The organism is Aestuariivivens sediminis (assembly GCF_022662105.1).
Taxonomy (GTDB): domain Bacteria; phylum Bacteroidota; class Bacteroidia; order Flavobacteriales; family Flavobacteriaceae; genus Aestuariivivens; species Aestuariivivens sediminis.
Genome location: NZ_JAKMCP010000005.1, coordinates 53,228 through 69,895 on the forward strand (window position 1 = coordinate 53,228; position 16,668 = coordinate 69,895).

Genomic DNA, 16,668 nt, shown 5'->3' on the forward strand with positions numbered 1-16,668 from the left:
GATTTAGGAGTGAGGGTTCAAGAGGTTACCTTACGCTCTTGTAGCTCATAGTCTATTTTAATTAAGAAATTCAAAAATCCCACAGGCCCCTTGGCCGGTACCAACACACATGGTTACGGCACCAAACTTTCCCTTCAGGTTACGCCTGCGCATTTCAGAAAAAAGTTGTACCGATAATTTCGCGCCAGTACAGCCTAAAGGATGTCCAAGGGCTATAGCTCCGCCGTTGACGTTGACGAGTTCGGGGTTTAAATTCAATTCCCTTATCACCGCCAGCGATTGCGAAGCAAATGCTTCATTTAATTCAATGAGGTCTAAGTCATTTTGCTTTAATCCAGCCATTTTCAGGGCTTTTGGAATGGCTTTCACAGGACCAATCCCCATGATCCGCGGTTCAACTCCAACGGCAGCATAACTTATTAAACGCGCCATGGGCTCGAGGTCTAATTCCTTTACCATGTCTTCACTCATTACCATAACAAATGCGGCACCATCACTCATTTGAGATGAATTACCTGCAGTTACAGTACCCCCTTCAGCAAATACGGGACGAAGTTTTGCCAAAGCCTCTAAACTGGTGTCAGCACGGGGACCTTCATCTTCAGTGACTCTGTATGTTTTGGTTGCCTTTTTAAAATGATCATCAATATAAGTTTGGGTAATTTCAATAGGGACTATTTGATCTTTAAATCGGTTTTCTGCTTGTGCCTTTAAAGCCTTCATGTGCGAATGATAGGCAAATTCATCTTGATCCTCGCGTGAAACTTTAAATTGTTTTGCAACCGCTTCTGCCGTATTTCCCATACCCCAATAATAGTCTTCATGACCCGCTTTTATGGTGTTATAATTTAGCTCAGGTTTAAAACCTGTCATTGGTACTGCACTCATACTTTCTGAGCCTCCCGCTATTATGCAATCGGCCATTCCGGCTTGAATTTTGGCAGTAGCCATCGCAATAGTTTCCAATCCTGATGAACAAAATCGATTTACGGTAACCCCGGGGACATCAATACTTTTAAGTCCAATAAGTGAAATAAACCGTGCCATATTCAATCCCTGAGACCCTTCGGGCATCGCATTTCCTACCATAACGTCATCAATTCTAGAAACTTCCAGATTGGATAGTTCTTTCATCATGTACTGGATGGTTTCCGCACCCAATTCGTCTGCACGTTTAAAGCGAAAGACACCTTTAGGTGCTTTGCCTACTGCCGTTCTATATGCTTTAACTATATATGCCTGTTTCATTTTTCTATTCCAAGACCTTCCTATTTTGAAAGGGTGGTTATGGATTTTTATTATTAATTAAACATCGTTTAAATATGGTTCATAATCGCCTTACATGGTACAAGATACATGAAGTTTAGTTCCTTAAAGGTTTCCCTGTTTTCAACATATGTTGGATGCGTTCCAATGTTTTACGTTCGGTACATAAACTAAGAAATGCTTCACGTTCAATATCCAATAAGTATTGTTCGGATACCAATGATGGTTCAGATAGATCACCACCGGCCATAACATAAGCAAGTTTATTGGCAATCTTATGGTCGTGCTCACTTATGTAATTACTGGCTTCCATGGCATCGGTACCAACCAAAAACATCCCTAATGCTTGCTTGCCGAGTACCTTAACGTCTTTACGCTTTATGGGCTTTGTATAACCGCCTTCGGCCATTAATTTAGCATGGGCTTTTGCAGTGGCAATTTGCCGTTCTCTGTTAACCACCACCACATCTTTACCTTTCTGAAGCACTCCCAAATCGAAAGCTTCGTATGCCGATTTGGATACTTTTGCCATTCCAATGGTCAAGAAATATTCCTGAAGGACATTTAATTCTACATCTCCTTTTCTAAAGGTGTCTGATGCTCGAAGTGCCATTTCTTTTGAACCGCCTCCCCCTGGAATAACGCCAACACCAAATTCTACAAGCCCCATATAGGTTTCGGCTGCAGCTACCACTTTATCTGCATGCATGGAGAGTTCACACGCTCCACCAAGTGATAGACCATGGGGAGCGGCTACCGTGGGAATGGATGAGTAGCGCATACGCATCATGGTATCTTGAAAATGTTTTATGGAGGCATTTAATTCTTCGTACTCTTGTTCTACAGCCATCATGAATATCATACCAATATTAGCACCCACGGAGAAATTCGGACCTTGATTACCAATCACCAATCCATCAAAATTTTCTTCTGCCAAATCAATGGCTTTATTCAATCCGGCGAGGACATCTCCACCGATAGTGTTCATTTTTGATTGAAATTCACAGTTCAAAATCCCATCACTTAAATCTTCAATGACCACATCCGAATTTTTAAAAACTGCTTTTGATTTTCTAATGTTATCCAATATGATGAAAGCGTCTTGTCCCGGGACTTTTACTTGTGAATTTTTAGAACGATCATACACATAGGTATTGCCATTTTGCACTTTATAAAATGTTGGGTTTCCTGAAGCAATCATATCGGAGACCCAGGAAGCGACCTCCAAACCTTCATCTTTAATAAGGGCCAATCCACGTTCAACACCTATGGCATCCCATATTTGAAAAGGACCATGTTCCCAGCCAAAACCGGCTTTCATAGCATCATCTATTTTATAAATGTCATCCGATATCTCCGGAATACGATGCGATACATAAGCAAATAAAGCAGCAAAGGTTTTTTTGTAAAACGTACCCGCTTTGTCCTTTCCATTCAGCAGTATTTTAAATCGATCTATTACTCTGTCCACTGATTTTGTCAGTTCCAAAGTAGCAAATTTTGCTTTTTTCGATGAGCGATATTTCAGGGTATTGAGATCTAAAGACAATATTTCCTTTTTGCCTTCTGATGACACTTGTTTTTTATAAAAACCTTGATCAGTTTTGCTTCCCAACCAATTTTTTTCCATCATGATCTTGATAAAGTCCGGCAATTTAAAAAGTTCCAATCGTTCATCCTCCGGACAGTTTTCGGCAATGCCCCTGGCAACATGGACAAGCGTATCTAATCCAACCACATCTATTGTTCTAAATGTTGCCGATTTGGGGCGCCCAATAACGGGTCCGGTGAGTTTATCGACTTCTTCTATGGTTAACCCCATGTCTTTAACCGTATGGAATAGGCTCATAATGCTGAATATTCCAATTCTATTTCCTATAAAGGCGGGAGTGTCTTTTGCGATGACCGAAGTTTTACCCAAAAAAAGTTCACCATAGCCATTAAGGAAATTCAAAACCTCTTGTGAAGTCTTAGGGCCAGGTATGATTTCGAATAATTTTAAGTAACGTGGAGGATTAAAAAAATGCGTGCCGCAAAAGTGTTTTTGAAAATCCTCCGATCTGCCCTCACTCATAAATTTTATTGGGATACCTGAGGTATTAGTCGTTATTAAAGTACCGGGCGTTCTGTAATTTTCCAACTTTTCAAAAACCTGCTTTTTTATGTCCAGTCGTTCGACTACCACTTCCATGATCCAATCGGCACCAGCTACGTTTACTATATCATCTTCTAAATTTCCCGTGGTAATTCTTTCAGCAAACTTTTGATGATAGATGGGAGAGGGGTTGGATTTTAAAGCATTTGCCAAAGCGTCATTGACTATTCGGTTTCTCACGACTTTATCGTTTAAACTAAGCCCCATGGCTTTTTCTTTGGCATTAATTTCCTTCGGTATTATATCCAGTAACAGTACGTTCACACCAATATTGGCAAAATGACAAGCAATTCCACTACCCATAATACCAGAGCCGATGATGACTACTTTATTAATTCTACGTTTGCCCATTTATAGTCCGTTGTTATTGATTTTGATTATAAATTTTTTTGTTGGAAATCAGATCATTGATTAAATCTGCCACTTCATAAAAATGCTTTATTTTTTCTTCGGAAATGTTATTTCTAATCGAATTATTAAATGTGAGCACTTTTTCTCTGGAATAATCTCTTTTTTCTTTTCCGAACTCCGTAAGATGAATGAGAACACCACGGCCATCATCCGGATTAGGTTGGCGCTCAATGAGCCCCCGTTCTTCCATATTTTTAAGTATTCTTGATAGGCTGGTGGCCTCCATGCCCATTTTAGGACCCAGGGCGGTCGATGGCGTGCCATTTTCCGGATCAATACTTAAAAGGGTAAAACCCGTTGCCATGGTACTGTCGAATTTGGCGGCTTCTTCATTGTACATTTTTTTAATGGTGAGCCATGTGGTGCGTAGTACGTAATCTATAGTTTTCTCTTTCATCCTTAAACGGTGTAATTGACTTCAAAGATAATAAAATTTATTATGCATGCATAGTAAATAATTAAAAAAAAGGGACATTAATTTTATTAATCGATAAGGGATAAAAAAATGCCCAATTCTTTTCATTGAGCATTTTTTTTTGGATGTAACACACATCATTTATTTGGTCAAAACAGTGGGTTTAGTTTTTTCAAAATTAATTTCAATTTGATTTTTAATAATGTCTTCAAAGGATTCACGCATTCGAATTAAATGTGCTTTTTGGTTATACCATAAAACTTCAGCCGGACGATAGCGGGAATTGTAGTTACTGGCCATAGAGAAACAGTATGCCCCGGCATTCCTGAATGCCAGGATATCACCTTCTTTAATTTCATTTATTCTTCTGTTGTTGCCAAAAGTATCCGTTTCACAGATATAGCCTACAACGGTGTAAAAGCGTTCGCGACCATTGGAATTGGAGATATTAATAATATCGTGGTGCGAACCGTAAAGCATAGGTCTGATTAAATGGTTAAAACCGGAATCGACTTGAGCAAAAACAGTGGAAGTGGTTTGCTTTACCACATTTACCTGAGTTAAAAATGTACCGGCTTCACTCACTAAAAATTTACCAGGTTCGAAAGCCAGGGTAAGTACTTTTCCATAATCTTTACAAAATGCATTGAACTTCTGAGATAGCTTTTTACCTAACTCCTCGATGTTGGTCTCAATATCTCCTTGTTTGTAAGGGACCTTGAATCCGGAACCAAAATCTAGAAAGTCTAAATCTCTAAACTGTTTTGCGGTTTCAAACAGAATTTCGCTGGCATAAAGGAAGACATCAATATCTAAAATATCACTACCCGTATGCATATGAATTCCGTTAATGGTCATTTTAGTATTTTCAACAATGCGCAATAAATGGGGAATCTGATGAATTGAAATGCCAAATTTAGAATCTATATGTCCAACCGAAATATTACTATTTCCTCCAGCCATGACATGTGGATTAATACGAATGCATACAGGTACATCAGGGTATTTTGTTCCAAATTGTTCTAAAATGGATAAATTATCGATATTTATTTGAACACCAAGTTTTGCCGCTTCTTCAATCTCGGCTAAGGACACTCCGTTAGGTGTGAAAATAATTTGTTCTGGTTTAAATCCTGCTGCCAATCCTAAATTAACTTCCTGAATGGATACTGTATCAATTCCGGATCCAAGGGTATTGAATAATTTAAGAATTGAAATATTTGATAAAGCCTTAACCGCGTAATTTATTTTCAATTGTTTAACGGTATTAAAGGCCTGAGTCAAACGATTGTATTGCGAGGTGATTTTTTCTGCGTCGTAAACATATACCGGACTGCCAAAATCTTTAGCTATTTGTAATAATTGACTATGGGTCATCATTGATGGTAATTTTTAGGGCAAAGATATTTCTTTAGGTTGTAAATAAAATAAATAATATAAATATTATACAAATTAAACAATTTGTTAATTAAATAACAATTGTTTCAATTGCATTATAACTTAAGCCAAGGTTATTCTTAATAAAAAGATTAGTCTAATTACCAGCTATTATTTACATTTGCACATCTTTAATTATTAAGCAAATTATGAATTTACACGAATATCAAGGTAAAGCAATTTTGAGTAGTTTTGGGGTCCGTATCCAGCGTGGCATTGTAGCACAAAACGCTGCAGAAGCTGTTGCGGCTGCAAAGCAATTAACAGAGGAAACAGGCACTGGTTGGCATGTTATAAAAGCACAGGTTCATGCCGGTGGACGTGGTAAAGGCGGTGGTGTTAAGCTAGCCAAAAATTTGCAAGAGGTTGAGGAAATAGCAGGACAAATTATTGGCATGAACTTAATTACCCCTCAAACTTCAGCTGAAGGAAAAAAAGTGCATCAAGTTCTCATTGCTGAGGATGTTTATTATCCTGGTGAGAGTGAAACCAGTGAATTTTATATGTCGGTTCTTTTAAATAGAGCTATAGGAAGAAACATGATTATGTATTCCACAGAAGGTGGTATGGATATTGAAACTGTTGCCGAAGAAACCCCTCACTTAATATTTACGGAGGAGGTTGACCCAACAATCGGTCTCATGCCTTTTCAAGCGAGACGTGTCGCATTTAATTTAGGATTATCAGGGTTGGCCTTCAAGGAAATGACCAAGTTTGTTACAGCCCTCTACACGGCTTATGTTAAATCTGATTCCTCATTGTTTGAAATAAATCCTGTATTAAAGACCAGCGATGATAAAATTATGGCTGTCGATGCAAAGGTGACCATTGATGATAATGCCTTATTTAGACATAAGGACTATGCTGAATTAAGGGATTTACGCGAAGAGAATCCCATTGAAGTCGAAGCCAAAGAAGTTGGGTTGAATTATGTGGATTTAGATGGTAATGTGGGATGTATGGTAAATGGGGCAGGATTAGCCATGGCTACGATGGACTTGATAAAACAGGCCGGGGGAGAACCGGCAAATTTTTTAGATGTTGGAGGTACGGCCGACGCGTCCAGAGTGGAAGCGGCGTTTAAAATTATTTTGAAAGACCCGGCAGTAAAAGCTATCCTGATTAATATTTTTGGTGGTATTGTACGTTGTGATCGCGTAGCACAAGGGGTAATAGATGCCTATAAGAATATGGGGAATATTAATGTTCCCATTATAGTACGTTTACAAGGTACTAATGCTGATATTGCCAAAGAATTGATCGATAATTCAGGATTGGATGTTTTAAGTGCTACCGAATTTCAAGAAGCAGCAGATAAAGTTCAGCAAGTTTTAGGGTAAAACGATACTTAAAGAAATATAAACTCTCTTTTGGAGAATAAACAAATAGAGATTTTTGTGATAATTAAAAAATACTGTTAAAAAATTAATATATTAATAAAGATTTAGTTAAAATATGGTTAAATTGATATTTTGAAAGTGCTATTTAAAGGTTTTTTTCATTACTTTTAACTATCATTAATCAAAATCGAACATATTATGAAATCTTTAAAAATCTTAGCGTTACTTCTAGCTGTTCTAGTAAGTAGTAACATCGAAGCATCGACCGACAAAACATCACGAAAAACGGTCAAAAACGCCGAACCATCAAATCCCATTTCAAAGGAAGTTGTTTCTCATTTAAAAAAGCCTCAGTTCTACTTAGAGGAAGATGTTTTGGTATTTGTAAAATTTACGCTTAATGATAAAAATGAAATGGTGGTACTTTCCGTTGATTCGGAGAACCAAATCATTGATAGTTTTATCAAAAATAGATTAAATTACAAAAAGCTTAATGCCAGGTCAAATAAAAGAACTAAAAACTTTGTCATACCTGTTAGGGTAAATGCCGCACGGTAGTACACTCCAGAAAATAAAAAAACCTCTATTTAGAGGTTTTTTTATTTTTTGATGGCATTGGTCCACGCAAATGAATGATCAAACCATTTAAAAAATTTCGTAAAACTTGATCTCCACACTCCATATATTTAGGATGGTCCTCACGTCTAAAAAAGGCCCCTAATTCACTTTTTGAAATTCTAAAGTCCACGAGTTTTAGAATATCTACAATATCACTATCCCTTAATTTTAGTGCTACACGTAATTTTTTTAAAATATCATTATTTGTCATATCTATATTTTGAATTTATGGTTATCCTAAATTTTATCAATCTTAAACTCTAAGAGGTCCCTTTCTAGAATTTTGTCATTTTTCTTCAAAGATACCTTTTTTTGTTACTTATTTTGGCATTTACCTCTGAATTAGAATTTAACTAACTTTCTGTTAATCAAATAATTATATTTTTTTATTTTGCTATTATAAAATATTTAATTCATTATTTTGAGTAATTGAATTTTGCTTTAGGTTGACGAAATCATAAAAAATTGCGATGAAGTGCGTCGCTCTTTTCGATAAGTTACATTATATCAACGATTATAAAAATACAGTTTTGAGTATCTTTATAGTATAATTAATTAATCCTCTCGACAATGATAAACAGAGTAGAAAAATTGAGTTTACTGTCGGAAATGATTGCATTTGCAAAGTACGATAAAGAGATTAATACCATAGAGTATAATTTTCTATTAGGCGTCGCCAAGCAATTGGGCATCTCTCGTGAAGACTTTGATTATTTAATAGAGCATCCTGTTACATATACGCATTTGAAATCTCACAGTGAACGTATTGTGCAATTTCATAGATTAGTATTGTTAATGAATATTGACAGTCAAAATTCCAAATCGGGTGCGACCAAGCTATATAATTTTGGTTTACGAATGGGTTTAAGTCATGAGTCTATAAGCAAGGTCCTATATTTAATGGAGAGTTTCCCGAATAAAATTGTACCACCGGATGTGTTAATCGATATTTTTAAAACACAATATAATTAGTATTTAATGGTTTGAATTCTAATTTAAAAGCGCTTAAAGTAGTTATATTTTTAGCGCTTCTATTTTACCCTGATATTGCTTTATTTCATCTCTTAATCTCGCTGCTACAATAAAATCCAATGCTTTTGCGGCGTCTTCCATTAATTTTCGCTTTTCACGAATTTTGGCCTCTAATTCCGATTTAGTGAGATATTCACTTTCCGGTTCTGCTGCCTTTGCAGCCATTAATTCGTAGCTATATGTGCTAACCGAATTTTTGGCCAATGCGTTATCTAAACTTTTCTTAATCGCTTTGGGGGTTATCTTATTAGCAGTATTATAAGCTACTTGTTTTTCCCTTCGGTATTGCGTTTCATCAATGGTTTTTTGCATGCTTTTGGTAATGGTATCGGCATACATGATAGCCTTACCATTTAGGTGTCTGGCAGCACGTCCTACAGTTTGGGTTAAAGACCTTGCCGAACGTAAAAATCCTTCTTTATCGGCATCTAAAATAGCCACAAGGGATACTTCAGGCAAATCCAAACCTTCACGAAGCAAATTAACACCAACTAAGACATCGAACAACCCTTTTCGTAAATCTTGCATGATTTCTACGCGTTCCAATGTATCCACATCACTATGGATATATCTACAGCGGACCTGAATTCGTTCCAGATATTTTGTTAACTCCTCTGCCATACGTTTTGTCAGTGTTGTGACTAAAATGCGTTCGTCTTTTTCAACGCGAATTTGAATTTCTTCAATTAAGTCGTCAATTTGATTTAAACTTGGCCGAACTTCAATTTCTGGGTCCAACAGGCCTGTTGGACGGATTACTTGTTCCACATAAACGCCATCGGTCTTTTGTAACTCATAATCTGCCGGCGTGGCACTGACATAAATGACCTGATTTTGAAGTGCTTCAAACTCTTCAAATTTCAAGGGCCTATTATCCATGGCGGCGGGTAATCTAAATCCATATTCTACAAGGTTTTCCTTTCTACTACGATCACCGCCATACATGGCATGAACCTGTGAAATAGTGACATGACTCTCATCGACCACCATTAAGAAATCCTCCGGGAAATAATCTAATAAACAGAAGGGCCGGGATCCCGGTGATCGGCCATCCAAATACCTCGAATAGTTTTCAATACCTGAGCAGTAACCCAATTCACGTATCATTTCCAAATCAAATTCCGTACGTTCCTTTAAGCGTTTTGCCTCCAGGTGTTTACCGATATCCTTAAAATAATCATACTGTTTTACCAAATCGTCCTGAATGTCCTTAATGGCATTTTGAAGTACCTCCGGTGATGTGACGAACATATTGGCCGGGTATATATTTAACCTGTCGTACTTTTCAATGATCTGATTCGATAGGATATTAAAAGATTCAATATCTTCAATTTCATCACCAAAAAAATGAATTCGGAAGGCATCATCTGCATAACTGGGAAATATGTCAACCGTATCCCCTTTTATTCTAAAATTACCATGGTTAAATTCGGCTTCGGTTCGCGAATATAGGCTTTGAACTAATCGATGTAATAATTGGGTTCGGGAAATGATTTGATCACGCTCCAACGAAATGACATTTTTTTGAAACTCAATGGGATTTCCAATACCATACAAGCAGGACACTGAAGCGACAACAATCACATCACGTCGTCCTGAGAGCAGGGATGAGGTGGTACTTAGTCGCATTTTTTCTATTTCTTCATTTATTGACAGGTCCTTTTCTATATAGACCCCTGTTACCGGGATATAGGCCTCAGGTTGATAGTAATCGTAATAAGATACAAAGTACTCCACCGCATTATTCGGAAAAAATTGCTTGAATTCGGAATACAATTGAGCGGCCAATGTTTTATTATGTGCCAAAACCAATGTGGGGCGTTGAACTTCCTGGATGACATTAGCTATGGTAAAGGTTTTACCTGAACCGGTAACCCCTAAAAGTGTTTGGTATTTCTCGTTAGAAATGATACCATTAGTCAGTTCCTTTATGGCTTCCGGCTGATCACCGGTCGGGCTAAATTCAGATTCAATTTGAAAACGCATGTGCAGATAATATAAGTGCCTAATGTAACTAAAGTTGGGATAAATTAAAATTTAAGTCTCATAAAATTAAAACTTATCTTTTTAGGGTGAAGTGTCCCATAAATGATCTGCCATCCCCCAATACAACCCTAAACCAATAATCATCGGTTGGTAATAAAGCTCCATTAAATGTGCCGTCCCATCCTTGGGAAAACGGTGCTAATTGCTTTATTAATTTTCCAAATCTGTCATAAATGAGAATATCACTCTGGCTCTGTACACTACTCAAGCCTTGAATCTGCCAATAATCATTACGGCCATCACCATTGGGGGTAAAGAATTTTCTATAGCCCACAACATAAACGTCCAGCTCTGTAATACCGCAGATCTCGTCCTTCACATATAAGGTATAAATGCCTGCCCGTACATTATTGAAAATGGGACTGTCCTGATATGGAAAATAAATCTCACCGTCAATAGATTCCAATGCAAACTGATAAGTTCCTGCACCAAGACCAGCAGGGTTGTTTATTGTCACCGAATTATGCTCTGAAATATCGACAATAGTAAGGTCGTTTTGAGTGATAGTGGCCTTCTCTGATGCTTTAACAGAAACCATTTTAGTTCTTGAACATAAAGTGGTTGGATGTGTCAAGGTTACAACGTAATTCCCCGGTGTAGATACTTCTAAATTGTTGGTATTTCCTAAGATTGTTCCATCTTCAAAAACCCATTCATAGTCGAAATTTTCGGTTACATCAGCCTGAATGGGGGTTAAAATGACCGTAAATGTGGGGTCGGATGTACACACAATTTCCTCTTCAATTATGGAAAATTCCGGTAATGGATTAACCACCAAATCTATGGTGGACCTATCGAAACAATTTGGGTTCATTGGGTTGACGACCTTAACCATTATCGATTGAGTTTCGGAAAATAATGGGTTTGGCAGTGTTATAGCATCAGTAACTAATACTCCATTTTCATCGATATAATCATAAATGATGTCCATACCTGTTTGTGCTCCCCGTATAATTCCCTCAAAGGATGATGTATCAAATGCAAAAAAACCGTCATTATCCATATCCCCTGAGCTTCCATCACACACTACTTGAGGCGCAACAGGATTAATTATGGGTTGTTCATCTATAATGAATTCCAATACCGTTTCATCATAACAGGGCCCATCAGGATCTTGGGTGAGATTATTTGTTACTCTAAGGGTTATTATTTGTGTAGCCATTAATAACGGACTGGGTATTGGACTAACCACATCATTTCCATTGGCATCTTTTAGCGGGTTGCCATTGGCATCCCAATAGGTGATGCTCACATCTCCAGGATTTTGAATTCCTAGAACCGTACTTTCTACTAATGATGTATCAAAATAATGAATGCCATCGTTTACGCCAGTACCATCCGAACCGTCATCACACTGTCTATTGATACTAATGGGATTGGCCACAGGCAAGGCTTCCACAATTAACAGGTTCGCGAATTCTTCCAGACCAAGACAGTCATTACCAAGATCACTTTTTATGCGAACCCAAATGCTTTGTGAGTTCGGTGAATTGGTATTTTGATGGATGGTTATATCCAGTATTTCGTTCGTTTCAATTTCGGCATCAATTTGGGTTTCAAAGAAATGAACCGTTACATCGATAGTAGAAAATATAACATTGGAAATATGGTCCTTAATCGGCGTCATATCGAATGTGGCTACACCATCCCTTACATCCATTCCGTCATCGCATTGGTATATGGAAGAAGGATTGTAAAGCGCCAAAGCGCCACTATAGGGATTAACTACTAGGGTTAAAGGCACAACTCTAAAGCAACCTTCTGGAGTTTCTGCCTGTACCCAAACCGTTTCTGGTAAAAACCCTAATGTATCTTGATAACGGGATGGGTTTGATATCGCGACTGCCTTATTACCATTTTCAGCCTCAATTTGATCCTCATAGTATGTAAATATTAATCCTTCCGCTATATAATTTGGGTTTATCCCCTCTTTTATCCAATCTAATGTGAGATTGAAAAATGCTTGACCATCGTTGGAAATATCATCACATTGGGAATAGATACTTGGGTTGTTCACCACGGGTAATTCAAATACTTCTATTTCAAAATATGTATCCGTAAAGCAATCGGTAAATGCGTTGTTGGTCATTCGTACATAAATCGTCTGCCCTCCAGCTACTGTATTGGCAAAGGAATTTGGATTATTGACCAGGTTATTATATGACGAATCTGTATAATAAGTCAATGAAAATTCGGTATAAGACTGTCCGTTAAAAATGTCTACTTCTCGTTGAGTTAGGTCAAAAATTTTAAAGCCATCTGTATCTGTTCCCACTGTTGTGTCGTCACAATCTTGAATGGGGACAATATTTGCTGGTTCTAGTGGAAAGGCAGAGTCATAAACTTCAATATCAAAGCTTGAAATGTCATAACAAGATGGGTTGACAGTATTTTCAACACGGGCATATATGGTGGTATTTCCACTTTCGAAAGGGCTAGATATAGGATTGTCTCCAGAGGCGGCATCAGGTTGTGTAGCGTGATAAGTAATGGCCATACCTGCCTGTGTATTTATAGCGTCATTTTGTAATGTTAATGTGAAGGGCATGGTACCCATATTATCGTCATCACACAAACGCATTGTTGGAGCAGTATTGGCAACAGGCATTAGGTTAACAGTAAAGGTAATTTCATCTGAATAAATGCCACAAGTATTACCACTTCTGTCGAGTTTTACCCTGTATAGGTAATTATTGAAATTTAAAGGGACATTTATAATATTTAAATCAGCAGTTTGGCTACCATTATAATTAGCATCATCTACAATAGCATTCCAGATAATGCCATCAGTATTCACTTCCCACTGGTATATTTCGGCTTCTTGAGAAACTACAAACACTGTTGTAGCAGACATTTCACAAACAACGGTATCGACGGGTTGTGTGGTAATTATAATTGGGGCAATCGTTATATAATCTATATTGGGGATGGTATAGCCATCATTGGCGTTGTTAACTAATCCATTCGCATCGATAGTAACTGCACTATCTCCCAGCAGATTATCTCCATTATTATCGGAAAAACCAGCTTCAATAACATCACTACAACCATCGCCGTCACTATCTAAACTGATGTAGTTAAAAATACCATCACCATCAGTATCTTCTAGGGTATAACCTAATACTCCGCTGTCCGGAACGGTTTCGGCGGCATTGGCCCAACCATTTATACCGTAAGCCGGTCCGTCCTCGATGCCGTTCAGATTCGTGTCAGACAAGATACCCAATTGCCCGGTTTCAATGAGGTCATAAATACCGTCATTGTCACTGTCTAAATCCAGATAATCAGGAACCCCATCTGTGTCTGAATCGATTGGTAAAGCATTAAGGTCATAAACATCGTCTAGACCATTATTGTCATTATCAACTCCCGACAACGTTACTATAGTCCCATCATTTTCAATAAAATCCGGAATACCGTCATTATCGCTATCTAAATCCAATTCATCTTTAACACCATCGCCATCGTTGTCTTTTTTAAAGCAGGTTAACGACACAATACCTGTAAATAATGAACTGTTTGAAATATTTGATAGATTGTGGATGAATGAAAATCCGTCTACTTGATTGGCATAGAATGCATAAGGTGTATTACCGGAAGGAGAAGGATTGATTTTAAAATGTATTTCGGATCCTGAAATTTGGAATACCCCAGTTTCAAAATTGCCATCAAAGTTGGAATCAACAAGTAATCTGTCATCTGGGTCTACAAGTGTTATGTTTTTGTTTACGGGTAAAATTTTGGCAATAAAATATTCACCGTCAACTGAATTGTGTACAGCGGTAATATCCTCTTCTAACTTAATATTAATAGGCTCGGTAAATGATAGACTGTAATCATTTTTATTTTCTATACCAAAAACAACTTGACTTGTAAATACTCCTGAAACATTACCAGAAAAGGTATTGGCTGGATCTGCTTTAGAATAATTAGAGCTTATGATGGCGGATTCAACACTTCCGTCCTGGAATATAAGTTGAGGCGCGTTGTAATTTTGAAGGTTTACTGTAACATCGCCTTTAGATTCGGTACAATTGAGTATACCATCGTTGTCATTATCGATATCTATATTATCTATAATACCATCATTATCGATATCATCAGGACAGATGCTTATGGGGACTTCAACAGATTCTAAGGTTTCGCCAGTACAAGTAATCGTTCCAATTAATTTGTATTTAGCAGGAATTGTTGGATTAATAGATGGTTTATTTAAGGATGATGGTACAGGTATAAAACCAGAGCCATTGCCATCATCATAAAACCACTCATAAGTATCAAAATTCTGTGCATTGGCTGCTTCAAGGGCTATGTTAGGAATACAATTGCCTAAAGTAGTAAATTGAGCATTGAAATTAATCTCTGGAGGTGAAGGAAAACCAGAATAAAAACTACCAGATGTAGCAACGCGATCTTGGTTAAAATAAGCAACGTATAACTCATCATTTCCCTGAACGGAAACATTACCATTTAATCCGGTAACTTTATAGGTCACATAATCTGTATTACCATTTACGGTGCTTGGACCAATAGTTGAAAAATTTGATAAGGGTAGATTGTTAATTGTGACAGTAGCTCCAACTTTAGTAACAATAGAGATCCCTCCGCTATAGTTAGTATTTCCAATATCATCTATATTTGCAATATAATCTACATTTCCTCTGGTTTCACAACTTAAAGGCGGTACAAAAAACATGCCTTGATTGGCCTCATTTTGATTACCATTTTGGTCTAAACCACCAACACCTTGGTAAGCAAAAACATCTTCATAGGTTTCTACATACATATTGCCGTTGGCATTGTAATAGCTGCCTTCAATGACATAGTATTCTCCTGCATTTATTGTTGTGATGGGATTATCATTAATTTTAATTGAGGTATTGTTGGTATGTGCAACGATTAAAATATTTTCCCAATCATCGGTACCATTGCCCCTAACGAAAATGTATTGATTACCAACTTTATCTAATCCAACAATTTGGTCAATGCCATAATCCCTACCATTGCCATTATGAAAACTACCATTGGCAGAACCACAGTTTACAACTATAGGTTTATCTGATTGCACTAAAGCCCCAATAAGACCATCTTTGTTATTTGTTGGAAAAGTAGTAGAATAACTATTCATAGCAATACAATACGAATCACCTTTATTAAGATTGACAGTATAGGGGAAGGCATTTGTGAAGTTTTCTACTTCGGTGTTATTGTCAATATCGGAAAATGTAACAGAGGTGTTGTCTTCTGTTGCCAGGACAGATACAAAGCTCATTAAATTTTCACTTGTTGCACCATTATTGTTTAGTGTCCTTCCTGCTTCATTGGTAAAGGCTCCTACTCTGAATATGGTCCCTAGACCACTAATACCTTTGCTAACGAGAGCTCCTGCTTGTGATCCTGCATTTATTCGCACTGAAACATAAACTGGAGATTCAGCTTCTATAATATAGCCTTTATTTGATTTAATGGTACTGGTTTCATTTACATTTACAAACAATTGGGTATTTCTTCCATTACCAATATAATATTCGTAAGGAGTCGAGTTAGATACCGTTCCTGTGATATAATTTACAGCGCTTAAGCCAATAGGTTTGATGGTGAAATTTACAGTAGTGTTGCTAGGTGTAGATAAGTATATATAATGATCTTGTGGAGTAGATGAACCTTCTCCTGATTCTGTTAAAGGTGGAATGTAATGTGTTTTGCTTAATTGCCCAAAACTTTTAAAACATAAACACAAGATAAGGATGAGAAAAAATAAAGTATGTTTTTTATCACTCATTGCCTGTTTAAATTAGAGGGTTCCAATCCTGTAATAGGATTGCTAACAGATAAAGATATTACTTAAATCTAATTTAGACTGATTGAATACTAAAAGGTTTATTCATTTTTTGATAAAATGAAAAAAAAAGCCGATTAAATCATAAAAATCAACCTGTTTTGGATTA

At 37.1% G+C, this 16,668-nt stretch carries 10 protein-coding genes; 3 read left to right on the forward strand and 7 right to left on the reverse strand.

What is annotated here, in order from left to right; translation table 11 throughout:
- Positions 1-57: 57 nt before the first annotated feature.
- The 4 genes from MR054_RS13060 to lysA all read right to left on the reverse strand — a co-directional run bounded on the left by MR054_RS13060 (position 58) and on the right by lysA (position 5,624).
- Positions 58-1,248 carry an acetyl-CoA C-acyltransferase gene (locus tag MR054_RS13060; protein ID WP_242158282.1) on the reverse strand — a complete coding sequence of 397 codons (1,191 nt, stop codon included), beginning with the start codon at positions 1,246-1,248 and terminating at the stop codon, positions 58-60.
- 115 nt (positions 1,249-1,363) lie between these two features.
- On the reverse strand, positions 1,364-3,772 hold the full coding sequence (locus MR054_RS13065) for a 3-hydroxyacyl-CoA dehydrogenase/enoyl-CoA hydratase family protein (RefSeq protein ID WP_242158283.1): 2,409 nt from the start codon (positions 3,770-3,772) through the stop codon (positions 1,364-1,366).
- Between the two features lie 13 nt (positions 3,773-3,785).
- The gene (locus tag MR054_RS13070) at positions 3,786-4,229 is read right to left on the reverse strand and encodes a MarR family winged helix-turn-helix transcriptional regulator (RefSeq protein WP_242086784.1); all 444 of its coding nucleotides are present in this window, start codon (positions 4,227-4,229) and stop codon (positions 3,786-3,788) included.
- Between the two features lie 159 nt (positions 4,230-4,388).
- The gene (lysA, locus tag MR054_RS13075) at positions 4,389-5,624 is read right to left on the reverse strand and encodes a diaminopimelate decarboxylase (protein ID WP_242087010.1); all 1,236 of its coding nucleotides are present in this window, start codon (positions 5,622-5,624) and stop codon (positions 4,389-4,391) included.
- 209 nt (positions 5,625-5,833) lie between these two features.
- Between lysA and sucC the strand changes: the two genes are divergently transcribed.
- Both sucC and MR054_RS13085 read left to right on the forward strand, forming a co-directional pair.
- Positions 5,834-7,024, forward strand: coding sequence for an ADP-forming succinate--CoA ligase subunit beta (gene sucC / locus MR054_RS13080; RefSeq protein ID WP_242158284.1), 1,191 nt, complete (start codon positions 5,834-5,836; stop codon positions 7,022-7,024).
- A gap of 198 nt (positions 7,025-7,222) precedes the next feature.
- The gene (locus MR054_RS13085; protein ID WP_242158285.1) at positions 7,223-7,582 is read left to right on the forward strand and encodes a hypothetical protein; all 360 of its coding nucleotides are present in this window, start codon (positions 7,223-7,225) and stop codon (positions 7,580-7,582) included.
- Positions 7,583-7,607: 25 nt separating this feature from the next.
- On the opposite strand, the gene MR054_RS13090 is transcribed toward MR054_RS13085, so the two are convergent.
- Positions 7,608-7,853, reverse strand: coding sequence for a DUF1456 family protein (locus MR054_RS13090; protein ID WP_242158286.1), 246 nt, complete (start codon positions 7,851-7,853; stop codon positions 7,608-7,610).
- Between the two features lie 359 nt (positions 7,854-8,212).
- Here MR054_RS13090 and MR054_RS13095 point away from each other — a divergent pair, with 359 nt between their 5' ends.
- Positions 8,213-8,614 (forward strand): TerB family tellurite resistance protein, encoded by a 402-nt coding sequence (locus MR054_RS13095; protein WP_242086792.1) that lies wholly within the window; start codon positions 8,213-8,215, stop codon positions 8,612-8,614.
- A gap of 42 nt (positions 8,615-8,656) precedes the next feature.
- Here MR054_RS13095 and uvrB read toward each other — a convergent pair whose 3' ends face one another.
- Positions 8,657-10,660, reverse strand: coding sequence for an excinuclease ABC subunit UvrB (gene uvrB / locus MR054_RS13100; protein WP_276520182.1), 2,004 nt, complete (start codon positions 10,658-10,660; stop codon positions 8,657-8,659).
- Positions 10,661-10,733: 73 nt separating this feature from the next.
- The gene (locus MR054_RS13105) at positions 10,734-16,502 is read right to left on the reverse strand and encodes a T9SS type B sorting domain-containing protein (RefSeq protein ID WP_242158287.1); all 5,769 of its coding nucleotides are present in this window, start codon (positions 16,500-16,502) and stop codon (positions 10,734-10,736) included.
- Positions 16,503-16,668: the final 166 nt, after the last annotated feature.